20 protein-coding genes are annotated in these 23,189 nt (G+C 67.6%); 2 read left to right on the top strand and 18 right to left on the bottom strand.

Annotated features, from left to right (window positions below):
• Positions 1-29: 29 nt before the first annotated feature.
• The 4 genes from ACXYMN_RS11815 to ACXYMN_RS11800 form a co-directional block, all read right to left on the bottom strand.
• Positions 30-1,328 (bottom strand): DUF3422 family protein, encoded by a 1,299-nt coding sequence (locus ACXYMN_RS11815; RefSeq protein ID WP_459013865.1) that lies wholly within the window; start codon positions 1,326-1,328, stop codon positions 30-32.
• A gap of 274 nt (positions 1,329-1,602) precedes the next feature.
• On the bottom strand, positions 1,603-3,039 hold the full coding sequence (locus ACXYMN_RS11810; protein ID WP_459013864.1) for an NAD(P)(+) transhydrogenase (Re/Si-specific) subunit beta: 1,437 nt from the start codon (positions 3,037-3,039) through the stop codon (positions 1,603-1,605).
• Between the two features lie 19 nt (positions 3,040-3,058).
• Complete coding sequence (locus ACXYMN_RS11805) at positions 3,059-4,633, bottom strand: Re/Si-specific NAD(P)(+) transhydrogenase subunit alpha (protein ID WP_459013862.1); 1,575 nt, start codon at positions 4,631-4,633, stop codon at positions 3,059-3,061.
• Between the two features lie 123 nt (positions 4,634-4,756).
• Positions 4,757-5,188: a methyltransferase family protein gene (locus ACXYMN_RS11800; protein WP_459013860.1), complete on the bottom strand. Its 432-nt coding sequence runs from the start codon at positions 5,186-5,188 to the stop codon at positions 4,757-4,759.
• A gap of 301 nt (positions 5,189-5,489) precedes the next feature.
• Here ACXYMN_RS11800 and ACXYMN_RS11795 point away from each other — a divergent pair, with 301 nt between their 5' ends.
• Positions 5,490-6,242: an SDR family NAD(P)-dependent oxidoreductase gene (locus ACXYMN_RS11795; RefSeq protein WP_459013859.1), complete on the top strand. Its 753-nt coding sequence runs from the start codon at positions 5,490-5,492 to the stop codon at positions 6,240-6,242.
• 115 nt (positions 6,243-6,357) lie between these two features.
• On the opposite strand, the gene ACXYMN_RS11790 is transcribed toward ACXYMN_RS11795, so the two are convergent.
• From ACXYMN_RS11790 to ACXYMN_RS11760, 7 genes are all read right to left on the bottom strand, one after another.
• Positions 6,358-7,134, bottom strand: a complete 777-nt coding sequence (locus tag ACXYMN_RS11790; protein WP_459013857.1) for a gamma-glutamyl-gamma-aminobutyrate hydrolase family protein — start codon at positions 7,132-7,134, stop codon at positions 6,358-6,360.
• 66 nt (positions 7,135-7,200) lie between these two features.
• Positions 7,201-7,629: a GlcG/HbpS family heme-binding protein gene (locus tag ACXYMN_RS11785; RefSeq protein ID WP_459013856.1), complete on the bottom strand. Its 429-nt coding sequence runs from the start codon at positions 7,627-7,629 to the stop codon at positions 7,201-7,203.
• 199 nt (positions 7,630-7,828) lie between these two features.
• Positions 7,829-9,979 (bottom strand): malate synthase G, encoded by a 2,151-nt coding sequence (locus ACXYMN_RS11780; protein ID WP_459013855.1) that lies wholly within the window; start codon positions 9,977-9,979, stop codon positions 7,829-7,831.
• 90 nt (positions 9,980-10,069) lie between these two features.
• Complete coding sequence (locus ACXYMN_RS11775; protein ID WP_459013854.1) at positions 10,070-10,600, bottom strand: adenine phosphoribosyltransferase; 531 nt, start codon at positions 10,598-10,600, stop codon at positions 10,070-10,072.
• A gap of 25 nt (positions 10,601-10,625) precedes the next feature.
• Positions 10,626-11,507, bottom strand: a complete 882-nt coding sequence (locus ACXYMN_RS11770) for an S-methyl-5'-thioadenosine phosphorylase (protein ID WP_459013853.1) — start codon at positions 11,505-11,507, stop codon at positions 10,626-10,628.
• A gap of 494 nt (positions 11,508-12,001) precedes the next feature.
• On the bottom strand, positions 12,002-12,751 hold the full coding sequence (locus ACXYMN_RS11765) for an EcsC family protein (RefSeq protein ID WP_459013852.1): 750 nt from the start codon (positions 12,749-12,751) through the stop codon (positions 12,002-12,004).
• Between the two features lie 90 nt (positions 12,752-12,841).
• Positions 12,842-13,327, bottom strand: coding sequence for a GNAT family N-acetyltransferase (locus ACXYMN_RS11760; RefSeq protein ID WP_459013851.1), 486 nt, complete (start codon positions 13,325-13,327; stop codon positions 12,842-12,844).
• Positions 13,328-13,486: 159 nt separating this feature from the next.
• Here ACXYMN_RS11760 and ACXYMN_RS11755 point away from each other — a divergent pair, with 159 nt between their 5' ends.
• Positions 13,487-14,092: a flavin reductase family protein gene (locus ACXYMN_RS11755; RefSeq protein WP_459013850.1), complete on the top strand. Its 606-nt coding sequence runs from the start codon at positions 13,487-13,489 to the stop codon at positions 14,090-14,092.
• A gap of 192 nt (positions 14,093-14,284) precedes the next feature.
• Here ACXYMN_RS11755 and ACXYMN_RS11750 read toward each other — a convergent pair whose 3' ends face one another.
• The 7 genes from ACXYMN_RS11750 to ACXYMN_RS11720 form a co-directional block, all read right to left on the bottom strand.
• Positions 14,285-15,913: a SulP family inorganic anion transporter gene (locus tag ACXYMN_RS11750; RefSeq protein WP_459013849.1), complete on the bottom strand. Its 1,629-nt coding sequence runs from the start codon at positions 15,911-15,913 to the stop codon at positions 14,285-14,287.
• A 250-nt stretch (positions 15,914-16,163) separates the two neighbouring features.
• A complete protein-coding gene (gene ptsP / locus ACXYMN_RS11745) occupies positions 16,164-18,401 on the bottom strand; it encodes a phosphoenolpyruvate--protein phosphotransferase (protein WP_459013847.1) in 2,238 nt (745 codons plus the stop codon).
• A gap of 148 nt (positions 18,402-18,549) precedes the next feature.
• Positions 18,550-19,785, bottom strand: a complete 1,236-nt coding sequence (locus tag ACXYMN_RS11740) for an aspartate kinase (protein WP_459013846.1) — start codon at positions 19,783-19,785, stop codon at positions 18,550-18,552.
• Positions 19,786-19,898: 113 nt separating this feature from the next.
• Complete coding sequence (locus tag ACXYMN_RS11735; RefSeq protein ID WP_459013845.1) at positions 19,899-20,069, bottom strand: hypothetical protein; 171 nt, start codon at positions 20,067-20,069, stop codon at positions 19,899-19,901.
• 32 nt (positions 20,070-20,101) lie between these two features.
• The gene (locus ACXYMN_RS11730; protein WP_459013844.1) at positions 20,102-20,557 is read right to left on the bottom strand and encodes a DUF1178 family protein; all 456 of its coding nucleotides are present in this window, start codon (positions 20,555-20,557) and stop codon (positions 20,102-20,104) included.
• A gap of 93 nt (positions 20,558-20,650) precedes the next feature.
• Positions 20,651-21,871, bottom strand: coding sequence for a 3-deoxy-D-manno-octulosonic acid transferase (locus ACXYMN_RS11725; protein WP_459013843.1), 1,221 nt, complete (start codon positions 21,869-21,871; stop codon positions 20,651-20,653).
• Positions 21,872-21,926: 55 nt separating this feature from the next.
• Positions 21,927-23,078, bottom strand: coding sequence for a glycosyltransferase (locus tag ACXYMN_RS11720; RefSeq protein WP_459013842.1), 1,152 nt, complete (start codon positions 23,076-23,078; stop codon positions 21,927-21,929).
• Between the last annotated feature and the right edge of the window lie 111 nt (positions 23,079-23,189).

Genomic DNA, 23,189 nt, shown 5'->3' with positions numbered 1-23,189 from the left:
CTGGGCCCGATCTCTGCCGCGCCGCTGGCCTAAAGATCCGGCCCCTGCTTTTCCATCCGCAGCCGGATGCGCCGGATCAAGGTCCATACCAGCGCCACCACCGGGATCGTCACCGCCGCCGTCAGCAGCCCGCGCGACAGGCCCAGCACATCGCCCACCGGATAGAGCAGATAGGCCACCAGCGAGACCGCGTAATAGCTGATCGCGACCACCGACAGCCCCTCGACCGTGTGCTGCAGGCGCAGTTGCATGTCGGCCCGCTGGTTCATCGACTCGAGCAGTTTCTGGTTCTGCGCCGACCGTTCGACCTCGACCCGCGTGCGCAGCAATTCGCCCGCCCGCATCGCCCGCTCGGCCATCGCGCCAAGCCGCCGTTCGGTGGCCTTGACCGTGCGCATCGCCGGATCGTAGCGCCGGGTCATGAACTCGTGAAAGGTCTGCCGCCCTTGCCAGCGCGTCTCGCGCAGCACCTCGATGCGTTGCCCGACGATGGCCTCGTAGGCCCCCGTCGCCCCCAGCCGGAACGAGGTCTGCGCCGACAGGCTTTCCAGTTCAGCCGACACCGACAAGAGCGCCTTCAGCGTGTCCTCTGCGGGGCCGTCGCCATGGGTCATGGCCTCCATCAGGTGGCTCAACTCGGTGTCCAGATCCGCCATCCTCGGACCCAGCGATTTCAGCCGCGTGAAGCCCAGCATCGACATCGCCTTGTAGGTCTCGATCTCGCAAAGCCGCTGCACGATGCGGCCCACGCGCCGTTCCCCCACATGCGGGCGGGTGAAGACCGCAAAGCGCATGTGCCCCGCCGGATCGATGCGGAAATCGCCCGCGATCACCGCCTCGTCGTCGATCACCGAGGACACGGCGACGCTTTCGGACACGAACCACTCCCTGAGCTGGTCCTCGACATTGTCATCCTCGGGCCGCGCGCAGCACCGGATCAACGCCGAGGTCACCCGCACGCCGGGTGCCGCGTCCAGCCATTCGCTCGGGAACACCTCGAAATCGGTCGGATCGAAGGGCCGGTCGGTGAGCCCGTCCATGAACACCGTGTAGGTCACGAACTCGGTGTGCTGCTCCCACTTGAGCATGTGCTGCCCGATGCGGGTCTGGTAATGCGTGGCCCCCGGCTGCGGATGCGCGGTGCCATAGCGGTCCAGAAGGTCGGTCAGGTGCGTGACGTCAAGCGACCGGTCCCGCGATGCCGCCGCCTTTGGCTGCTTGATCGCCAGATAGGCGGCGCGACAGGGCGGCTCCAGGGCCGGAAAGGGTCGCGCGTGCAACTCGTTGGCCAGCTTGTAGCGAAGGGGATGGTCCTGGATCGGCGGCATGGGCAGGGCTTTCCGTAGGGGTCCGTCGGGGGTGAAGTCGGCTGTGGTCGTCGGTTGCACACCGCTTAGACCGGATTGCCGGTGCCGCAAAGGGATTTTTTGATCATTTTCAATGCCTTGCGGGAATACGACGGTATACCGAACCGGGCATCGGCCAGCCTATCCCAATAAAACCAGACGTTTGCGCGGCGCGTGCGCCCCGGGCGATCCCCCCCAAAAACGCAAGACGCCCCGGCGTTTCCACCGGGGCGCGTCGCGTGTCTGTGTGTCCGGGTCAGGACAGCTTGGTCAGCAACTCGCTGATGGTGGCCTTCGCGTCGCCATAGAACATCCGGGTATTGTCCTTGAAGAACAACGGGTTCTCGATGCCCGAATACCCCGTGCCCTGGCCGCGCTTGCAGACGAAGACGGTCTTGGCCTTCCACACCTCCAGCACCGGCATGCCCGCGATGGGCGAGTTCGGGTCGTCCTGTGCCGCCGGATTGACGATGTCGTTCGAGCCGATGACGATAACCACGTCCGTCGATGGCAGATCGTCGTTGATCTCGTCCATCTCGAGCACGATATCATAGGGCACCTTGGCCTCGGCCAGAAGCACGTTCATGTGCCCCGGCAGACGCCCCGCCACGGGGTGAATGGCGAAGCGCACGGTCTTGCCGTCCGCCCGCAGCCTCTTGGTCAATTCCGACACCGCGTTCTGCGCCTGCGCCACCGCCATGCCGTAGCCCGGCACGATCACCACGCTGTCCGCATCCTCGAGCGCCTGCGCCACGCCGTCGGCGTCGATGGCGACCTGCTCGCCCTCGACCTCCTGCGCCGGCCCCTGGCTGCCGCCAAAGCCGCCCAGGATCACCGACACGAAGCTGCGGTTCATCGCCTTGCACATGATGTAGGACAGGATCGCACCGGACGAGCCGACCAGCGCGCCGGTGACAATCAAGAGATCGTTGCCCAGGGTAAAGCCGATGGCCGAGGCCGCCCAGCCCGAATAGGAGTTCAGCATCGACACCACCACCGGCATGTCGGCGCCGCCGATGCCCATGATCAGGTGATAGCCGATGAAGAAGGCCAGCAGCGACAGCAGGAACAGCGACCAGAAGCCCGCGCCGTTGACATAGAAGATCAGCAGCAGCAGCGATCCCGCCGCGGCGGCGGCGTTCAGCATGTGACCGCCCGGCAGCTTCTGCGCCGCCGACGTCACCTTGCCCGACAGCTTGCCGAAGGCCACGATCGAGCCGGTGAAGGTAACCGCGCCGATCCAGACCCCCAGCGAGGTTTCGACCTTCAGGATGGCGATCTCGGTCGCCGTCTTCTTGGCCAGAAGCGCCGCGAAGCCGGTCAGCGACTTGACCTCTTCGATGCCCATCTCGGCGACGCGGGACAGCTCGATATGCGCGTTATAGCCGATGAAGACCGCCGCCAGACCCACGAAAGAGTGCAGCGCCGCCACCAGTTGCGGCATCTCGGTCATCTCGACCTTGCCCGCCACGTAGTGACCGGCGAAAGACCCGATGGCGACCGCGACCAGGATGATCAACAGGTTCGATACACCCGGCCCGAACACCGTCGCCACAACCGCGAAGGCCATGCCGATGATGCCGTACCAGATGGCCCGCTTGGCGCTTTCCTGCCCCGAAAGGCCGCCCAGCGCGAGGATGAAAAGGACTGTCGCCGCGATGTAGGCGGCGGATACGATTCCGATAGACAACATGTTTTCTACCTCCGCCCGATCAGGATTTCTGGAACATGGCAAGCATCCGGCGTGTCACCAGGAAGCCGCCAACGATGTTGATCGACGCGATCAGGATCGACACGAAGCTCAGCAGGATCACCAGGAACGACCCCGACCCCACCTGCAACAGCGCACCGACGATGATGATTCCCGAAATGGCGTTGGTGATCGCCATCAGCGGCGTGTGCAGCGAATGGCTGACATTCCAGATCACCTGGAAGCCGATGAAACATGCCAGCACGAAGACGATGAAGTGGCTCATGAAGCTGGCGGGCGCGAAGATGCCGACGATCAGCATCAACAGCGCGCCGCTGCCCAGCAGGATCGCCTGCGACTTGGTCTGCGCCTTGAAGGCGGCCAGTTCCCTGCCGCGCTTTTCCTCGGGCGTCAGCGCCTTTTCCTTGGGCTTGGGCTTTTGCGCCGCGATCGCCTTGGTCTTGGGCGGCGGCGGCGGGAAGGTCACCTCCTTGGCGTGGGTGACGGTCGCGCCGCGGATCACGTCATCCTCCATGTTGTGCTTGACCTGGCCATCCTTGTCGGGGGTCAGATCCGTCATCATGTGGCGAATGTTGGTGGCGTAGAGCATCGACGACTGCTTGGCCATCCGGCTCGGGAAGTCGGTATAGCCGATGATCGTGACGCCGTTCTCGGTGACGATCTTTTCGTCCTTCTGGGTCAGCTTGCAGTTGCCGCCCTTCTCGGCGGCAAGGTCGATGATCACCGATCCGGGCTTCATCGCCTCGACCATGTCGCGGGTCCACAGCTCGGGCGCCTCGCGGTTGGGGATCAGCGCCGTGGTGATGACGATGTCCACCTCCGGGGCCAATTCGCGGAACTTGGCCAGCTGCGCCTCGCGGAACTCCGGGCTCGACGGGGATGCGTAGCCGCCGCTTTCCGCGCCGTCCGCCTGATCTTCCTCGAAATCGAGGTAGACGAACTCCGCGCCCATGGATTCGACCTGCTCGGCCACTTCGGGCCGGACGTCGAAGGCCAGCGTGATCGCGCCCAGCGATGTCGACGTGCCGATCGCGGCAAGCCCCGCGACGCCCGCGCCCACGACCAGCACCTTGGCCGGCGGCACCTTGCCCGCGGCGGTCACCTGCCCGGTGAAGAAGCGGCCGAAGTTGTTGCCCGCCTCGATCACCGCGCGGTAGCCCGCGATATTGGCCATCGACGACAGCGCGTCCATCTTCTGCGCGCGGCTGATCCGCGGCACCATGTCCATCGCGATGACCGACGCGCCCTTTTCGGCGGCGGTCTTCATCAGCGCCTCGTTCTGGCCCGGCCAGAAGAACGAAATCAACAGCTTGCCGTCGCTCAGACGCGCGACCTCGGCGTCGGTGGGCGGCTGCACCTTGGCAATGACGTCGGCCCCCTGCCAGAGCGCGTCGACCGTGTCGACGACCTCGACCCCGGCGGCTGCGTAATCGGCATCGGGAAATCCGGCCTTCATGCCCGCGCCGGTCTCGATGGCGCAGTCATAGCCCAGCTTTTGCAGCATCTTGGCGCTGTCGGGTGTCATCGCGACCCGCGCTTCGCCCTCCATCGCCTCTTTTGGCGTACCAATCTTCACGGTCTCAGGTCCCCTTTCGATCGAACGGTTTTCATCTTGCACACGGATGTTCGGCAGCAGGATTACCCTGCCGCCTTTCCGGTCACAACCTTGTGGGCGCAAAGACCACAGGTCGCGGCAAGTTTAAAGCCATCTTTTCACTTGTTGCGAATAGGTATCGAATTCAGCAAGAAACGTATCGCGCAACCGGTTCTCTTCGCCAAGGATAAACCGCCGCGTGATGATCTGGACAAAAACCGGTACCAGCACCAACCCCACCAGCGACCCCCAGTAAAGCGCGGCCCCCGCCAGCAGCAGCGTGTCCGCCAGGTAGATCGGATTGCGGGTCTTGGCGAAGATGCCGGTGCGAATGAACGCGGCGGGCGCCTCGCGCGGAATGATGGTGGTGCGCGCGCGGCGAAACTCCCACACCGCCAGCGCCATGAGCACCGCCCCAAGCGCCGCCAAGATCGCCCCCGATATGCGCAGCGGCGGCAACGGCCCCAGATCGCGGGCAAGGTAGGCCACGACCAGCGCCGCGGCCAGCCAGACAGGCGGCATGTCGATCCATTTCATGGCGGGTATCCGGGTCAGCTTGGCGATTCCCCGCAACCTGCCCGAGACCCCGCGCACAGGCAAGGCGCACAGGCAAGGCGGGCGGGCAAGGCGGGCGGGCAAGGCGGGCGGGCAAGGTCGGGGCACGGCGCACAGGCAAGGCGGGCGGTAAAGCCATCTTGTCGGCCCCTGCCCGGCCCCCTAGGCTGACCCCCGCAGCCCCGGCCCACACCCGGGGCACTCGGCAATTCAGCTACCCCGGGGCACCCGGCAACTCAGCCACCCCGGCAGCCGGGACACCCCGCGCGCAAGGAGGACGGACATGCACCTTTCGGGCAGACACGCACTGGTCACCGGCGGCGGCACCGGCATCGGCCTGGCCATCGCCCGCGCGCTGGCGGACGCGGGCGCAGAGGTCACCATCACCGGACGGCGCGCCGATGTGCTGACGGACGCCGAGGGCCCGCGCATCACCGGCCTTGCCATGGATGTCGCCGATGAGGCCTCGGTGGTGGACGGCGTCGCTGCCGCGGTCGCCGCCCGTGGCCCGGTGCAGATCTGCGTCGCCAATGCCGGCATCGCCGAGGGCCGGGCCCTGCACAAGACCGACCTGGCCTTCTGGCGGCAGATGATGGCGATCAACCTCGACGGCTGTTACCTGACGATCCGCGAATGCCTGGGCACGATGCGCCAGACCGACTGGGGCCGGGTGATCGCGGTCTCCTCGATCGCCGGTCTGCGCGGACTCAAGGGCGCGCCCGCCTATACCTCCTCGAAACACGGCATGATCGGGCTGATCCGGGGGCTCGCGGCGGATTTCGCGGGCAAGCCCATCACCTTCAACGCGCTCTGCCCGGCCTATGTGGACACCGACATCGTGTCGTCGAACGTCACCCGGATCATGGCGCGCACAGGCATGTCCGAGGCCGACGCCACCCAGGCCATGGTCGGGGTCAACCCGCATGGCCGCCTCGTCACGCCCGCGGAGGTGGCCGAGGCGGCACTGTTCCTCTGCGCGCAACATTCCGGCAGCATCAACGGCCAGGCGATCCAGGTGGCCGGCGGCGAGGTCTGATCCGCCCCCGTGCCCCCCGTGCCCCCCGTGCCCCCACCGCCCCGGGCGCGTGTTGCCCCGGACCCGATCCGGGGCCTCAAATCTCACCGCCCGGGGGGCCACACCGCACCGGCCCTCACGCCGACGCCTGCGCCGCCCGCGCCTTGCCGACCTTCCAGTCGCGCGCCGCCGCGCCGAACGCCTCGAACAGCGGCCGCGACACCGGATCGTTGCCCGCCTGCCATTCGGGATGCCACTGCACCGCCAGCGCAAACCCGCGCGCCCCCTCGACATAAAGCGCCTCCGGTGTGCCGTCGGGCGCGTGGCCGTCGATCACCACGCTGGCGCCCGGCGTCTTGATGCCCTGGCCGTGCAGCGTGTTGGTCATCACCTCCCGGGCACCGAGCAGGCGGTGGAACACCCCGCCCTCGGTAAAGCTCACCTTGTGGCGCAGCGCGAACTTCTCCTCCAGCGTGCCGTCGGGCGGCATCCGGTGGTTCATCCGCCCCGGCAGGTCGCGGATCTCCGGATAGAGCGTCCCGCCCAGCGCCACGTTGACCTCCTGAAACCCCCGGCAGACGCCGAAGATCGGCTGTCCCCGCGCCACGCAGGCCCGCACCAGCGGCAGCGCGATGGCATCGCGATCGCGGTCGAACGCCCCGTGCGCCTCGGTCGCGGGCTCGCCGTATTCCTCGGGGTGCACGTTGGGCCGCCCTCCGGTCAGCAGGAACCCGTCGCAGGCCTCCAGCAATTCGTCCACCGACACCATGCGCGGATCGGCGGGGATCAGCAGCGGCAGCGCATCGGCCACCAGCGCCACCGCCTCGGAATTCATCAATCCCGCCGCATGGGTCTGGTACTCATCGTTGATGAGGTGATGATTGGTGACAATTCCGATCACTGGTCGGGCCATGCGCCCCCCTTGCTGCACATCCGGACCGCCCCGCTCACGTGCCGGGCGCGAACCGGGATGAAAATCTCAGATCTCGGCGATCAGCCCGACCGCCTCGATGGCCGCCTTCGCCGCCGCCGCGTCGTTGTCCGAACTGTCCCCGGTGATCCCCACCGCCGCCAGCAGACGCCCCTTGGCGTCGCGCACCAGCACTCCGCCCGGCACCGGCACCAGCCTGCCGCCGAACGCGCCGTTGGCGGCGGCAACGAAATAGGCCTGCTCTTCGGCGCGCTTCATCTGCGCCGTACCCGCCATCCCGAGCATCACCGCCCCGTAGGCCTTGGCCTGGGCGATCTGGAACCGCCCCGGGCTGGCCCCGTCGCCGCGCTCGAAGGCCTGGATATTGCCGCCGGCATCCAGCACGATCACCGACAGGGGCTTCATCCCCGCCGCCTTGCCATGCTCCAGCGCCTTGCGGATGATGGTGCGCGCACGGCGCAACGAAATCTCGGCCATCGGTCTCATTCCCTCTCTCTGCCCGGCGCGGCCAGGCCCTTCGCCCGCCGCAACCGGATCCAGTCACGCCCGACCCGACACCCTTCAAGCCGCGTCGCGCCGCTTCACGATCGGACCGGAAATACTCCGGGGGTGTGGGGGCAGCGCCCCCACCCGGGGTTCGGCCAGGGGCCAGACCCCGGCGCCGATCATCCCGCCCTCACAGCCCTGCCGCCTTCAACTCCAGCCTGCGGCGATGCAATACCGGCTCGGTATAGCCCGACGGCTGCTCGCGGCCCTGGAACACCAGGTCGCAGGCCGCCTGAAAGGCGATGCCGTCGAAATCCGGGGCCATCGGGCGATAGGCCGGATCGCCCGCGTTCTGCTCATCCACCACCCTGGCCATGCGCTGCATGATCTCCATCACCTCGTTCCTCGAGACGATGTCGTGATGCAGCCAGTTGGCGATGTGCTGGGCCGAGATGCGGCAGGTCGCGCGGTCCTCCATCAGGCCCACATCGTTGATGTCGGGCACCTTGGAACAGCCGACCCCCTGGTCGATCCAGCGCACCACATAGCCCAGAATCCCCTGGGCGTTGTTCTCGACCTCGCGGCGCACCTGGTCGGGGGTCCACTTGCGGAACGCCGCCAGCGGGATCGACAGCACCGCATCCACCTGCGCGTAATTCTCGGATTTCATCATCTGCGCCTGCAAGCCCATCACGTCGACCTTGTGATAATGCAGCGCATGCAGCGTCGCGGCGGTGGGCGACGGCACCCAGGCGCAATTCGCCCCCGACTTCGGATGCGCGATCTTGGTCTCGAGCATCGCCGCCATGCGGTCGGGCATCGCCCACATGCCCTTGCCGATCTGCGCCCGCCCCGACAGCCCGCATTTCAGACCGATATCGACGTTGCGGGTCTCGTAGCCGTCGATCCACTTCTGCCGCTTGATGTAATCCTTGCGGCTGAACGGCCCGGCCTCCATCGAGGTGTGGATCTCGTCTCCGGTGCGGTCGAGAAAACCGGTATTGATGAAGGCCACCCGCGATTTTGCCGCCCGGATGCATTCCTTGAGGTTCACCGACGTGCGCCGTTCCTCGTCCATGATGCCGATCTTGACGGTGTTCGGCGGCAGATCCAGCAGTGCCTCGACCCGGGCAAAGATCCGGTCCGCGAAGGCCACCTCTTCGGGGCCGTGCATCTTCGGCTTGACCACATAGACCGACCCCGTGACCGAGTTGCGCGGGCCTTGCGTCTTGGCCAGGTCGTGCCGCGCGATCATCACGGTGATCATCGCGTCCAACAGCCCCTCGTAGACCTCGTGGCCCTCGGCATCGAGGATCGCGGGGTTGGTCATCAGATGGCCGACATTGCGCACCAGCATCAGCGCGCGGCCCTTGACGGTGATCTCGCCGCCACCGGGCGCGGTATAGCTTTGGTCGGGGTGAAGCCTGCGGGTCACGGTCCTGCCGCCCTTCTCGACCTCCTCGGCCAGATCGCCCTGCATCAGCCCCAGCCAGTTGCGATAGGCTTGCGTCTTGTCCGCGCCATCGACGCAGGCGACGGAATCCTCGCAATCCATGATCGCCGAGACGGCGCTTTCCAGCCGCACATCCGCCAGCCCGGCGCGATCCCTTGCGCCGATGAAATGCGTGCGATCGAAGACCATCTCCACATGCAGGCCGTTATTGCGCAGCAGGATCGCGTCCGGGGCCTTGGGATGGCCGCGATAGCCCACGAAGGCCTGCGGGTTCTCGAGTGGCAAGTCGTCGACCAGCAGCGCGCCCTTGCTCACGTGATAGCGCCGCGCGTCGGAATGCGACAGCCCCGCCACCGGAAAGGTCTCGTCAAGAAACAGCCGCGCGCGCGCCACCACCCGGGCCCCGCGGCCGCGCTCATAGCCGCCCTCGGGCGGCGCGGAGCCCATCGCATCGGTGCCGTACAGGCTGTCGTAAAGACTGCCCCACCGGGCATTGGCGGCGTTCAGCGCGTAGCGCGCATTGGTGATCGGCACGACCAGCTGCGGCCCCGGCACATGGGCGATCTCGGGATCGGTATTCTCGGTCTCGATCTGGAAATCCGGCCCCTCGGGCAACAGATAGCCGATCTCGGACAGGAACGCCTTGTAGGCCTCGTGGTCATGCGGCTGGTTGGCCCGCGCGCGGTGCCAGGCGTCGATCTGCGATTGCAGCTTTTCGCGCGTCTGCAAGAGGTCGCGATTGACCGGGGTCATCTCTTCGATCAGCGCGCCGAGGCCGGACCAGAAATCCTCGGCCTCGATGCCGCTGCCGGGCAGCGCCTCGGTCTCGATGAAGTCGCACAGGATCCTGTCGACCTGCAGCCCCAGTCGCTCAACGCGTTCAACCATGCCCGTTCTCCCCGCCTTGTATACATAAGTCGACCGATGATCTAGAAGAACACCGCGCCCTTGGCAACGCGGGCATCGCAGCGCGCATCCTCAATCCCCCGCATAGGAACACAGCGCGTGCACCTCCATGCCCAGCGCCTCCAGCTTCCTGCGCCCGCCAAGATCCGGCAGATCGACGATGAAGGCGCAGCCGATGATCTCGGCCCCGAGCCGCTCGCACAGCTTGATCCCGGCCTCCGCGGTGCCGCCCGTGGCCAGCAGATCGTCGACCAGCAGCACCTGCTCGCCGGGGCGCAGCGCGTCGTCATGTATCTCGACCACCGCCTCGCCGTATTCCAGCGTGTAGCGTTCCGAAATCACCGCCCCCGGCAGCTTGCCCTTCTTGCGGATCGGCACGAATCCCGCCGACAGCTGGTGCGCCACCGCCCCGCCCAGGATGAAGCCCCGCGCCTCGAGCCCGACAACCTTGTCGAAACGCAACCCCGCATAGGGATGCAGCAACTGGTCGATCGCCATGCGAAACCCGCGCGGATCGGCGAACAGCGTGGTGACATCGCGGAACATGATCCCCTCATGCGGGAAATCGGCGATGGTGCGGATATAATCCTCGACCTTCTTCATCGGGCTTGGGCCTTTCACGTCTGGATCAGGATGAGGCGCGCAGGACACGTCCTGCCACGGCATCGAGCTTGTCCACAAGCCCCGCATCGCGCGCCCCCGCATGGGTGATGATCGCATGATCGAGCGCCCGGTCACAGCCGCAGGGGCACGGAACCGGCCGGTCGGCCATATCCGCAGGCAGGCCCCGCACCAGCGCCTTGGCATGGGCCGCATTGGCCCCGAGAACGCGGACCACGTCGGCCACGTCGACCGCGTCATGGTCGGGATGCCAGCAGTCGTAATCGGTCACCATCGCCACCGAGGCATAGCAGATCTCGGCCTCCCGGGCGAGTTTCGCCTCGGGCAGGTTGGTCATGCCGATGACGTCCGCGCCCCACCCTTCGCGATACAGCCTGCTTTCCGCATAGGTCGAGAATTGCGGCCCTTCCATCGCCAGATAGGTGCCACCGTCATGCACCCGGACGCCGGTCCGCTGCGCCGCCCGCGTGGCGATCTCCGACAGCCGCGCGCAGACCGGATGGGCCATCGAGACATGCGCAACGCAGCCCTGTCCGAAGAACGAGGTCTGCCGCGTGAAGGTGCGGTCGATATACTGGCGCACGATGACAAAATCGCCCGGCGCCATGGCGTCCCGGAACGACCCGCAGGCCGACACCGACACAAGGTCGGTCACCCCCAGCCGCTTCAGCGCGTCGATATTGGCGCGGTAGGGCACATCCGAGGGCGCATGCACATGGCCGCGCCCGTGCCGTGGCAGAAAGGCCATGGGCAGGCCGTCCAGCGTGCCGGTCAGGATGTCGTCAGACGGCGGCCCCCAGGGCGTCGCCACCGGGACCCACTCCGCGGCGTCCAGACCGTCGATGTCATAGACACCCGATCCGCCGATAATGCCAAGCCGTGCGACCATCCCCTGTCCTTCGCCTGCGTCCCGCGCATCGAAACAGCTTGGCCGCGGCTTGGCAATGGCCGCGCCATGCCGAACCGCCCGCCGCGCGCGCGCCCCGCCAGGCCCGGCCCGATGCCAGCAGCGGGCCAGACGCCTGCCCCGCCAAGACAATGCCCGCCCCGTCACGCCACCCTGCACGCGCCCTGCAAATCAGCGCCCGCCGCCGCGCACCGGTGCCCGCCCGCCCAGACCGGTCGCGATCCGTCCCAAGCGGTCCGCCGCCATCACATCCCGCCACGAAAAACCCCCGCAGACGACGAGGCGCCAGCGGGGGTCATGAGGGCACCACGAGGGGCCAGAGGGGCCACAAGGGCCCCGGTAGACTGCCACATGCATAAAACCGGCATTCTGCCCGTCAGGCACGGCGCGTTCTGCTGCCATGCCGCGCATGCGGTCCGGACGTTTCACGACCGTTGCCTGTGGTTCTGCCGCATTAACCTTAAGAAAGGGTGAACTCAGCGACGCCTGACCGCCACACGCAGCGCCTCGACCAGCACCTCTCGCGGCTGGCCCGACCGTTCGGACAGGCGCTTGAGGCCGAAATGCACATGCGCCATTTCCTGATAATAACTGGTATAGGCATAGTTCGTGGCCGCCCCCGCCGCCGCCCCCAGGACCGGGATCGTCTGCGCCGCGAGCTTCTGGCCCATCACCGTCGCAAGGCGCGGGGCCACCCGCGCGATGATGCCGTGCACCGTGGCTCCGGTCAGCGTCACCCGCGCCGACAGAAAGGCCATGTCGGCCCCGTCATCGGCCTCGAGCGGACCGGCAGAGCCGAAGACCAGCAGGCATTCCTTGGCGATCTCGGGATCGTCCGGGTCAAAGCCGTGCTCGGCCGCGATGCCCTGGATCGCCCGCAGCAGCACCGTGGTCGTCACCGGCAACTCGGCCAGTGCCGTCGGCAGGCCGCCCGCGCCACCCGCCGCCCCCATCGCGGTCGCCAGCGCCGTGTTCAGCCAGCTTTGCTGGTCCGGCACCACCCCGCGCGATCCCGACGCCGCCCGCATCGCGCTTTCAAGCGCCCGCAGCGTCGCGGCCTCGAGCCGGATCTTGATCCGGTCGGGCAACCGCTCGAGCAGGTTTTCGGCCTGCCCGCCCAGAATATTGAGAACCTGAAGGCCGACACCCCCGGCCCGGCGGTGCCGCCTGGCCAGGGCCGCGATGTCGGTGTCGATCTGGACGGGAACGAGGTCTGTGCGTGTCATGGGCCATAAGATCGGCGCTCGGGCCGCAGCTTTCAAGCCGCCCGGATCACCGGACCCGTAGTCAGGTCGCGCGGGTCACTGGACCCGCAGTCAGGTTGCGCGGGTCACCGGACCCGCGATCCCGTCCCATGCACCGGGCGTCAGCGCCCGCCACAGCACCCGGTCGGGGTTGGTCGGGCGCGGCATCTCGATGCCCTCGGCGCGGGAAAAGCCGAAGCGGCTGTAATAGGGCGCGTCGCCCACCAGCAGGATGCGCGGGCAGATCCCGCGCGCGCGCTCCAGACTGTCGCGGATCAGCGCGCCGCCCAGCCCCTCGCCCTGTGCCGTCGGGTGCACCGCAACCGGGCCCAGCAGCAGCACCGCCTGCCCCGCGACCTGCACCGGCCAGTAGCGAATCGCGCCGCCGACCTGGCCGCCCTCCTCGGCGCGCGCCACCCGGCACAACGCCGCGACCGGCGCCACGCCTTCGCGCAACCGGTAGGACGACAGCGCCTGCCGACCCGGCGCGAAGCCGAGATCGAACAGCGCCTCGACCTCCCACCAGTCGGCCGGCTGTTCCTGACCGAGGATATACACGCGCGCGCTCCGTCCAAATGCTTCGCCGGTGTCCGCCTAGCACGCGGCTTTTGCGGCGGCAAACAGCAGGCTTGCCCTTGCCGTCGGCGCGGCGGTCCGGTCTATCTGGCCGCATGCGGGACGGACCGGCCCCGCCTGCCCGATCAAAGGAGAGACGCCATGTTCTACCGCCCCGAAGACGGCCACGGCCTGCCGCACAACCCGTTCAACGCCGTCGTCACACCACGCCCGATCGGCTGGATCTCGACGCGCGGCGCGGACGGGTCCGAGAACCTCGCGCCCTATTCGTTCTTCAACGCCGTGGCCTACGAGCCGCCGCAGGTCATGTTCGCCTCGACCTCGGCCAAGCCCGACCGGGGCGACACCAAGGACAGCGTCGCCAATATCCGCGACACCGGTGTGTTCTGCGTCAACATCGTGGAATACGCGATGCGCGACGTCATGAACCGGACCTCGGGGCCCTGGGACAAGGACACCGACGAGTTCACTCTTGCGGGGATCGATCGCGCCGAATGCGACACCATCGCCTGTTCCCGCGTGGCCGCCGCCCCCGCCAATCTCGAATGCAAGCTGACGCAGATCGTGCAGTTGCCCGGAGCGGCGAATTTCGCGGTCTTCGGAGAGGTGACGGGCGTGCATCTGCGCGACGACTGCCTGGTCGACGGGGAGTTCGACGTGCTGCGCTACAACCCGCTGACCCGCATGGGTTACCGCGACTATTCCGTCATCCGCGAGAAGTTCGCCCTCAAGCGCCCCGGCGAATGACCGGGGGCCATAGGGCGACCGGATGCGGCGCGATGGCGGGGCGCGGGCACAGGGGGGCGCTGCCCCCCCTTCGGCCCCGGGGGCCGAATTCCCCCCCGGCGTATTTTGCAAATGGAAAGGCGGGGCTGCGGTGGTCCGTATGGGACAGGGCCGACAAGTGGCCCTGTCGCGTCTGACCCCGTCTGCCCGCGCCTAGTGGCCGCCGATGATGCCGGTGCGCACGCCGTAATCCACCGCGATGCCGTAGTCGGGGTCGTCATCCGCCTCGACCACGAGGTGACCGGATTTCTGCAGCAGCCAATGGCAATCGCGCGACAGGTGGCGCAGTTCGATCCGCTTGCCCTCGGCCTCGTACTTGCCGGCCACCGCCTCGATGGCCTGCAGCGCCGACTGGTCGGCGACGCGGCTTTCGGCGAAGTCGACGATGACCAGGCTGGGGTCTTGCTCGGGGTTGAACAGTTCGTTGAAGCCGTCCGCCGAGCCGAAGAACAGCGGTCCGTGGACCTGGTAGACCTTGGCGCCTTCGGGGGTGATGTAGGTCTTGGCCGAGATCCGGCGCGCGTTGGTCCAGGCATATTCCAGCGCCGAGGCGATGACGCCCACCACCACCGCCACGGCGAGGTCCTCGAGCACGGTGACCACGGTCACCAGCAGGATCACGAAGGCGTCCATCTTGGGCACCCGGGTCAGGATCTTCAGCGAGTTCCAGGCGAAGGTGCCGATCACCACCATGAACATCACGCCGACAAGGGCCGCGAGCGGAATAAGCTCGATCAGCGGCGAGGCGAAGAGGATGAAGACCAACAGGAACAGCGCCGCGGCGATGGCCGCGATGCGTGTGCGCCCGCCGGATTTCACGTTGATCATCGACTGGCCGATCATCGCGCAGCCGCCCATGCCGCCGAAAAAGCCGGTCACCGTGTTGGCCACGCCCTGGGCCACGCATTCCTGGCTGGCGCCGCCGCGCTGGCCGGTCATCTCGCCCACGAGGTTGAGCGTCAGCAGGCTTTCGATCAGGCCGATGGCGGCCAGGATCACGGCATAGGGCAGGATGATCTCGAGGGTTTCGAAGGTCAGCGGCACGGCGGGGATGTGGAAGGCCGGCAGCCCGCCCTGGATCGAGGCCAGGTCCCCGACCCGCGGCACGTTGACCCCGAAGGCGATGACGATGGCGGCGGTCACCGCGATGCCCACCAGCGGCGCGGGCACCACCTTGGTCAGGCGCGGCAAGAGCCAGATCACCGCCATGGTCAGGCCGACAAGGCCCAGCATCGGCAGCATCTGCGCCATCGGCAGCCAGTCCCCGCCCGAGGCCCCGTGGCCCGTGGCCTCGGCGGTGCCGGGCACCTGGAACTGGGTCAGCTGCGCAAGGAAGATCACGATCGCCAGCCCGTTGACGAAACCCAGCATCACCGGATGCGGCACCAGCCGGATGAACTTGCCCCAGCCCAGCGCCCCGGCGCTGATCTGCAGGATGCCCATCAGCACCACGGTGGCAAAGAGGTACTCGACGCCGTGTTCGGCCACCAGCGCCACCATCACCACCGCCAGTGCCCCGGTCGCGCCCGAGATCATCCCCGGCCGTCCGCCGATGAAGGCGGTGATCAGCCCGACGATGAAAGCGGCATAGAGCCCGACCAGGGGATGCACCCCGGCCACGAAGGCGAAGGCCACCGCTTCGGGCACCAGCGCCAGCGCCACGGTCAGGCCCGACAGGAACTCGGTCTTGATCTGCCCGAGGGTCAGCTTGTCCTTGGGCAGGATCGACAGGTCGGCGGACGAGATGTTCTCGGCAAAGCGCGCCAGGAGAGCTCGGGGCATGGCGGGGTCTCTTTTCGGTCGTTGAAATCTTTGCGTAAGCCTGCGCGGGTACCGGGTTTTGCCAGGCGGCGAAACCGCAGCGCGCGGGAAACGGGTATGAATGCGGCGCATAACATAGCAAACGGGGCGTGCAAAGCGCCACGACGGTGCGCGGCGCCGGTCCTGGTCGTCTGCCGCGGTCTCCGTGGCGCCTGAGACGACCAATGCCGTCCGAAGCCCCGCTCCGCCCCGCCCCCTATCCGGCCCGGCCCTAGTCCAGCGTGCGCAAGTATTCCATCACCGGGCCGCGCGCGGACTGGTGGCCGTCGTGGCACGCGTTCTCGATGACCGCGCGCAGCTCGTCGAGCCGCACCCGCATCATCAGGTGCTTGACCGGTCCGATCGAGGCGGGCCGCATCGACAGGGTGCGCAGACCGACCGCCGCGAGGCAGAGCGCCTCGATCGGGCGGCCCGCATCCTCGCCGCAGAAGGACAGCGGCGTGCCGGATATGCGGCAGCGTTCGACGATGTTCTCGATGAAGGTCAGGAACGAACAGTTCAGCGTGTCGTAGCGGCGGCGCACGCGTTCGTTCTCGCGGTCGGCGGCAAAGAAGAACTGCTTGAGATCGTTGCCGCCGATCGACAGGAAATCGACCTCGTCGAAGAACTGCCGCGGGGCGAAGGCCAGGCTCGGCGTCTCGAGCATGGCCCCGACCTCGATATGTTCGGGCACCGCATGGCCCAGGCGTTCCTCGCGGGCGATGGTCTTGTCGACCTCGGCGCGGGCGGCGCGGTATTCGTCGAATTGCGCGACAAAGGGGAACATCAGGGTCAGCGGACGACCATTGGCGGCGCGGAACAGCGCCTGCAGCTGCATCCGCATGATGCCGGGCTTGTCGAGCCCCACCCGGATCGCGCGCCAGCCCAGCGCCGGGTTCGGCTCGTCGTTGGGCTTCATGTAGGGCAGCACCTTGTCCGAGCCGATGTCGAGGGTGCGGAAATTGACCCGCTTGCCATGGGCGGCGTCCAGCACGCGCGCATAAAGCGCCGCAAGCTCGGTGCGGCGCGGCATCTGGTTGCGCACCAGGAATTGCAGTTCGGTGCGGAACAACCCCACCCCTTCGGCCCCCGACCCGTCGAGGCTGGGCAGGTCGGCCATCAGGCCCGCGTTCATGTTCAGGTGCACGCGGGTGCCGCAGGCGGTGACGCAATCGACATCGCGGATCGACGCGTAGCGCTCCAGCGCCTTGGCCTGCATCGCCATCTTGTCGCGGAACGCCCCCACGACCGTCTCGTCCGGGCGCAGGTGCACGATGCCCTGATCGCCGTCGACCATCAGGTGGTCGCCGTTCAGCGCCTCGGTGGTGATGTTGCCCGCATGGATCACCAGCGGGATCGCCAGCGCCCGGGCGACAATGGCCGCGTGGCTGCCGACAGAGCCTTCCTCGAGCACCACGCCGCGCAGACGCCGGCCGTATTCCAGCAACTCGCCGGGGCCGATGTTGCGGGCCAGCAGGATCGGATCGTCGGGCATCTCGGCGCCGGTCTCGGCGCCCTGGCCGGTCAGGATGCGCAACAGCTTGTTCGACAAATCGTCGAGGTCCTGAAGCCGTTCGCGCAGGTAGCTGTCGGTGGCAACGCTCATCCGCGCGCGGGCGTTGGACTGCTGCTTCTCGACCGCCGATTCCGCCGACAGGCCACGGTCGATGTCCTCTTCCATGCGGCGGATCCAGCCCTTGGAGCCCGCGAACATGCGATAGGCTTGCAGCACGGCGCGTTGCTCGGGGTCGTCCGCCGAGGCCAGAAGGTCGTCGACCGACACCTGCAGCGCGATCACCGCCTCGGCCAGGCGCGCGCGTTCCGTCTGCGGGTCGTCGGCCACGAGGTTGGTGACCACGACGCGGGGTTCGTGCAGCCAGACATGGCCCTCGGCGGCGCCTTCCTGCCCGGTGGTGCCCCGGATCAGACGTGGCTCGGTGTGGCGGGCCTGCAGCGCCGCGCCCTCGCCCACGAAGGCGCCAAGCTCGGCCATCTCGGCCAGCACCATCGCCACCACTTCCAGCGCGTAGACCTCATCGGCGGAAAACTCGCGCGCATCCTTCGACTGCACCACGAGAACGCCCAGCTTTTCGCCCAGACGCTGGATCGGCACCCCGAGGAAGGACGAAAAGATCTCCTCGCCGGTTTCGGGCATGTAGCGGAAGCCCGGCGCCGACGGCGCGTCGGCGGCGTTCACCACCTTGCCGGTGCGGGCCACGCGCCCCACCAGGCCTTCGCCCATGCGCATCCGGGTTTGGTGCACGGCCTCGGGCTTGAGGCCATGGGTCGCGCACAGCTCGAGCGTGTCGCGATCGCGGAACAGGTAGACCGAGCACACGTCGGTGCCGGTGGAATCGGCGGTCAGATGGGTGATCTTGTCCAGGCGCGCCTGACCGGCGGCCTCTTCTGCCATGGTATCGCGCAGACGGCGCAGTAGTTTCCGGCTCTCGCTTTCTTCGCGTTCCGGCATGGGCAAGTCCAATTCTGAAATTCAATGTCGACTATAGACGACACCGCCCCCTCCGTGGAAGAGGGCTTCCCTTATAGGTTGTCGCATAAAAACCTTTCGCACGCGAAAGGTGTTAACGTGCAATTAAATCTAGCGAATAGTGACCGGTTCAGGCTTTTTCAAGTTCGAAGGTATCATGCAGCGCCTGCACCGCTAATTCCATGTATTTCCGGTCGACCAGCACCGAGATCTTGATCTCGGACGTGGTGATCACCTTGATGTTGATGCCTTCCGCCGCCAGCGTCTCGAACATCCGCGCGGCCACGCCCGCATGGCTGCGCATGCCGATGCCCACCACCGACACCTTGCAGACCCCGGTATCGGCGACCAGATCGTGAAAGTTGATGTGCCCTGCGGCCTTGGCGTCGTCCATCGCCTTCTGCGCCCGTTTCACATGGTCGACGGGGCAGGAGAACGTCATGTCGGTGCGCCCGTCATCCGAGATGTTCTGCACGATCATGTCGACGTTCACCCCGGCCTCGGCCAGCGGCATGAAGATCGCCGCGGCGATGCCCGGGCGGTCGGCGACCGACACCAGCGTCATCTTTGCCTCGTCGCGGGAATGGGCCACACCGGCCACAACTTTGCTTTCCATGATGTCCTCCTCGTCGCAGACCAGCGTGCCTGCCGTGTCCGATGGTTCCTCGAAGCTCGACAACACCCGCAGCTTCACCTTGTAGCGCATCGCCAGTTCGACCGACCGGGTCTGCAGCACCTTGGCCCCGAGCGAGGCCAGTTCGAGCATTTCCTCGAAAGCGATGCGGTCGAGCTTGCGGGCCTTTTCGCAGACCCGCGGATCGGTAGTGTAGACGCCGTCGACGTCGGTATAGATGTCGCAGCGGTCCGCCTTGAAGGCCGCCGCGAAGGCCACCGCCGTGGTGTCCGACCCGCCGCGCCCCAGCGTGGTGATCCGGCCCTCGGGCGACAGGCCCTGGAAGCCCGCCACCACCGCGACGCGCATGCCCTCGCCGAACTTGGCGGTAATGTTGTCGGTCGGGATGTCGACGATCCGCGCCGCGCCATGCGCCGAGGTGGTCTTCAGCGGCACCTGCCAGCCCTGCCAGGACCGCGCGGGCACGTCCATTTCCTGCAAGGTCAGCGCCATCAGACCGGCGGTCACGTTTTCGCCCGAGGACACGACCGCATCGTATTCGCGGGCATCGTAGAACGGAGAGGTTTCGCCGACGAAGCCCACAAGCTTGTTGGTCTCGCCCGACATCGCCGACACGATGACGATGACGTCATAGCCCTTGGCGACCTCGACGCCGACACGTTTCGCCGCCCGCCGGATGCGGTCGAGCGTGGCGACGGAGGTACCGCCGAACTTCATCACGAGAACGGGCATCGCGCGCCTCCCGGTTGCTGCTGGGTGCCGTGTAATCGCGCGACCTGCCGCGCGCAAGAGCGCGCACGCGGTCCCGATCGCCGCAATCCGCGCAGGGCCGGAGTGGGGCCGGATCAGCGGTAATCGACGGCGCGCAGGCCCGACAGGTTCAGGTGCGTCTCGGCCCCGGGCACGATGTCGGTGTTCTGCGCCGCGACCGCCTGCCAGCCCGCCGCGCCGCGCCGGGTGGCCCATGCGGCGGCGAAGGCGCGGGGGAAATCCCGGGGCGTGGCGGGCAGGCTCATGCCCGGTCTGTCCGGGGAACCGGGCGCACGCGTCAGTTGCTTTTGCGCGACGGCGTGAAGGGCAAGGCGGCGACGGCGACGCCGTCCTCGGCCAGCTTGCGCGCCTCGTCCGCGCGCGCCTCGCCCCAGATCGGGCGCGCGGGCATGTCGCCGTCATGCATGGCGCGGGCCTCGGTGGCGAAGTTGCGCCCGACATACCGGTGGTTCTTTTCCACATGCGCCCGCAGCGCGGCGAGCGCCTGTTCGGCCGGGCTTGCCGGTTGCGACAGGGGCCGGTCGGACGGGGATGGCCGGGGCGCGCCGGCGGCATCACCGGTATTCTGCGACTTCGAGACCGAGGGGGCCATGAGCCCCTTTTCGACCCGGTCCGAGCCGCAGACAGCGCAGGTGACAAGCCCCTGCGCCTGCAGGGTGTCGAAGGCAGAGGCCGATTTGAACCAGCTGTCGAAGCTGTGCCCGTCGGCGCATTTCAGCGTGTAACTGATCATCCGTTCGCCCAAAGCATCTGTTCTTTACCTATGCTATCCGGCGACATGTTCAAGCGTCCTGCAATGATGGCGGCATCGCCCCGGTCGGCCCCTTCAGCGCGCCGCGTCGGGGGCAAGCTGCGTCAGGATCGCGGCCATCAGCGCGTCGAAACCGGCCTCAACGCGCAGGGCCGCGCGCCCGGCGGCCCCCAGACGGGTCTGCGCCGCGGGAGCCGACAGATCGTCGAGGGCGCGGGCCAGCGTGGCGGCGTCGCGGACCCGGATCGCCGCGTGCTCTGCGTGCAGCAGGGCGAAGGGCCGCGCGAAATTGATCACATCCGGTCCGTGCAGGATCGCCGATCCGAACCAAGCGGGCTCGAACGGGGTGTGGCCGCCGCGGTCGGTCAGCGTGCCGCCGACAAGGACCCGGCCCGCAAGCTGATACCAGAGCGGCATCTCGCCCATGGTGTCGGCCAGCAGCACCTCGGCCCCGGCTTCGCCCCGCGACCGGCGCGACACGGACAGCCCCGCCGCCGCAAGCTCTGCCGCGACCGCGTCGGCGCGACGGGGGTGGCGCGGCGCGATGATCAGGCGCAGGCCCGGCGCAAGCGCGCGAGCCGCGAGATGGGCCGCGATCACCACCGACTCTTCGCCCTTGTGGGTCGAGGCCGCGAGCCATGTGGTGGCGCGGGGATAGGCCTTGGCAAGCGCGGGCGACGGGACCAGATCCGGGTCGGGCACATAGAGCGCCTTGAGATCGGTGACCGGCCCCGCGGCGGAGACGGGCAGGCCCAGCGCCACGAACCGCGACGCAGAGCCCGCGTCCTGCGCCGCGAGCAGGTCGACATTGGCAAGCATGGACCGGGCCAGCGCGGGAAACCGGCCCCAGATGCGCGCCGATTTTTCGGTCAGACGCCCGCCCAGCACGATCACCGGGCCAGGGATGCGCGCCAGCCGGTTGGGCCAAAGCTCGGACTCCAGGGTGATATGCGCGGTGACACCCCAGCCCCGGACAAAGCGCGCGACCGCCCAGCCGAGATCGAGCGGCGCGAGGGTGGCCGCCAGACCCATGGACCGCGCCAGCGTCACGCCGGTGTCGGTGTTGCAGGTCACCACGATGGCACGGGCGGGCTGCGCCGCCTGCAGGGCGTCGATGACCGGGCGGGCCGAGGCCAGTTCGCCGTTCGAGGCCGCATGCAGCCAGATCCGCGCGCGCCCGTCAGCGGGGCCGCCACCGCCCAGACGCGCGGAGACCGCCACCCGCCCCTGCCGCAGCAGGGTCCGGACCAGAACGACGCCGGAAAACAGCGAGATGAGAAGGCGATACAGCAGCATGGTCGTCCGAAAAGGCAGATCGCCTCCCTATCCTGCCCGGCGCGGGCTGTGAAGGTCAGAGGGGCCGGGCTTCGGGGCGCAGGGTGTCGAGAATCGTGTTTTCGAGCTTTTTCAGAAGATTGTCGTTGTCGAACCGGTCTTCGGCCACGGCGCGTGCGCGGGCCGCCATCGCGGCGCGGTCGGGCGCGGTCATCGCGGTGTGGATCGCGCGGGTGAAGGCCGGGCCGTCATGCTCGTCGACGAGATAGCCGGTTTCGCCCTCGTCGATGGCCTCGGGGATGCCGGCATGCCGGGTCGAGACGGTGATGCACCCGGCGGCCATGGCTTCCTGGATCGCGGTGGGAAGGCCTTCGGTGTTGCCGTCCCTGGCGGTGACGGAGTGCTGCAGGAAAAACTCGGTGGTGGCGAGCTTTTCGCGCACGAAATCATGGGGTTGCGCACCATGGAAGGTGACCTTTCCGGCCACGTCAAGCATTCTGGCGAGGTCTTGCGCGGGTTCCAGCAGCGGGCCGTCGCCGACCAGGTCGAGCCGCGCGTCGGGCAGATCGCGGGTCGCCTCGGCGAAAGATCGCAGGGTCGTCAGAGGGGCCTTCTTTTCCACGAAGCGCCCCACCGCAAGGCAGGACAGGGGGCGGGTGATACCGGGTGCGAAGCGGCGCACATCGACGCCCGAAGGGATCACGTGAGCGTTGGCATGGCGCACGCCGTGCGCGGCCAGGTTGTCGAGCAGGAATTGCGACACCGAGATCACCCCCGCAAGGCGCGGCATCATCAACCGGTAGGCGGCCTGCATGCGCGGCGGGCGCAGGGATTTCGAAGCATCGGTGCCGCGAAAATACGAAAAGATCGGGATGCCCAGTTCGTTCGCGAGAGGGGCCAGAGCGAGCGCCTGGGTGCCGAACTCGGCTAGGATCACCTCGACCTTCTGATCGGTGAGAAACGCCGCGAGGGCCGCCTTCTGTGCGCCGAAGGGCAGCCGCGTGGTCTTGTGTCGGTGGCGGTTCCAGAGGGTCCAGAACGGCGCTTGCAGGATGTCTTGGAGGGGCGGTTTTGCACGCCGCTCGAAGATCGGTTTGCCATGCGCGTCGTCGCCGTTGAAGCGCCCTGCAACAACCACCGTATCGCCACCGAAAAGATGGGCGATATGGCGGTTGATGAAGGTTTCACCGGGAACGTGGTAGTCGCTGGTTCCGATGGCTGCGCGCATCGTGGTGCCTTTGGCTGTGGTGCAAAGGGCTTAGCAACCGACCGGGTCGCAGGCAAGGCACCTGCCGACAAGGTCGGGACCGCAGCTGTTCACCTGCGCGCCAAGGTCACA

The sequence above is a fragment of the Roseivivax sp. CAU 1753 genome (assembly GCF_054482575.1).
The sequence above is the reverse complement of the archived record's forward strand: the minus strand, read 5'-3'. Positions and strand labels throughout refer to the sequence as shown.

Coding starts and splice junctions, on each gene's coding strand:
- ACXYMN_RS11815 (WP_459013865.1), bottom strand. CDS start 1,328: ATGCCGCCGATCCAGGACCATCCCCTTCGCTACAAGCTGGCCAACGAG.
- ACXYMN_RS11810 (WP_459013864.1), bottom strand. CDS start 3,039: ATGTTGTCTATCGGAATCGTATCCGCCGCCTACATCGCGGCGACAGTC.
- ACXYMN_RS11800 (WP_459013860.1), bottom strand. CDS start 5,188: ATGAAATGGATCGACATGCCGCCTGTCTGGCTGGCCGCGGCGCTGGTC.
- ACXYMN_RS11795 (WP_459013859.1), top strand. CDS start 5,490: ATGCACCTTTCGGGCAGACACGCACTGGTCACCGGCGGCGGCACCGGC.
- ACXYMN_RS11790 (WP_459013857.1), bottom strand. CDS start 7,134: ATGGCCCGACCAGTGATCGGAATTGTCACCAATCATCACCTCATCAAC.
- ACXYMN_RS11785 (WP_459013856.1), bottom strand. CDS start 7,629: ATGGCCGAGATTTCGTTGCGCCGTGCGCGCACCATCATCCGCAAGGCG.
- ACXYMN_RS11780 (WP_459013855.1), bottom strand. CDS start 9,979: ATGGTTGAACGCGTTGAGCGACTGGGGCTGCAGGTCGACAGGATCCTG.
- ACXYMN_RS11775 (WP_459013854.1), bottom strand. CDS start 10,600: ATGAAGAAGGTCGAGGATTATATCCGCACCATCGCCGATTTCCCGCAT.
- ACXYMN_RS11770 (WP_459013853.1), bottom strand. CDS start 11,507: ATGGTCGCACGGCTTGGCATTATCGGCGGATCGGGTGTCTATGACATC.
- ACXYMN_RS11765 (WP_459013852.1), bottom strand. CDS start 12,751: ATGACACGCACAGACCTCGTTCCCGTCCAGATCGACACCGACATCGCG.
- ACXYMN_RS11755 (WP_459013850.1), top strand. CDS start 13,487: ATGTTCTACCGCCCCGAAGACGGCCACGGCCTGCCGCACAACCCGTTC.
- ACXYMN_RS11750 (WP_459013849.1), bottom strand. CDS start 15,913: ATGCCCCGAGCTCTCCTGGCGCGCTTTGCCGAGAACATCTCGTCCGCC.
- ptsP (WP_459013847.1), bottom strand. CDS start 18,401: ATGCCGGAACGCGAAGAAAGCGAGAGCCGGAAACTACTGCGCCGTCTG.
- ACXYMN_RS11740 (WP_459013846.1), bottom strand. CDS start 19,785: ATGCCCGTTCTCGTGATGAAGTTCGGCGGTACCTCCGTCGCCACGCTC.
- ACXYMN_RS11735 (WP_459013845.1), bottom strand. CDS start 20,069: ATGAGCCTGCCCGCCACGCCCCGGGATTTCCCCCGCGCCTTCGCCGCC.
- ACXYMN_RS11730 (WP_459013844.1), bottom strand. CDS start 20,557: ATGATCAGTTACACGCTGAAATGCGCCGACGGGCACAGCTTCGACAGC.
- ACXYMN_RS11725 (WP_459013843.1), bottom strand. CDS start 21,871: ATGCTGCTGTATCGCCTTCTCATCTCGCTGTTTTCCGGCGTCGTTCTG.
- ACXYMN_RS11720 (WP_459013842.1), bottom strand. CDS start 23,078: ATGCGCGCAGCCATCGGAACCAGCGACTACCACGTTCCCGGTGAAACC.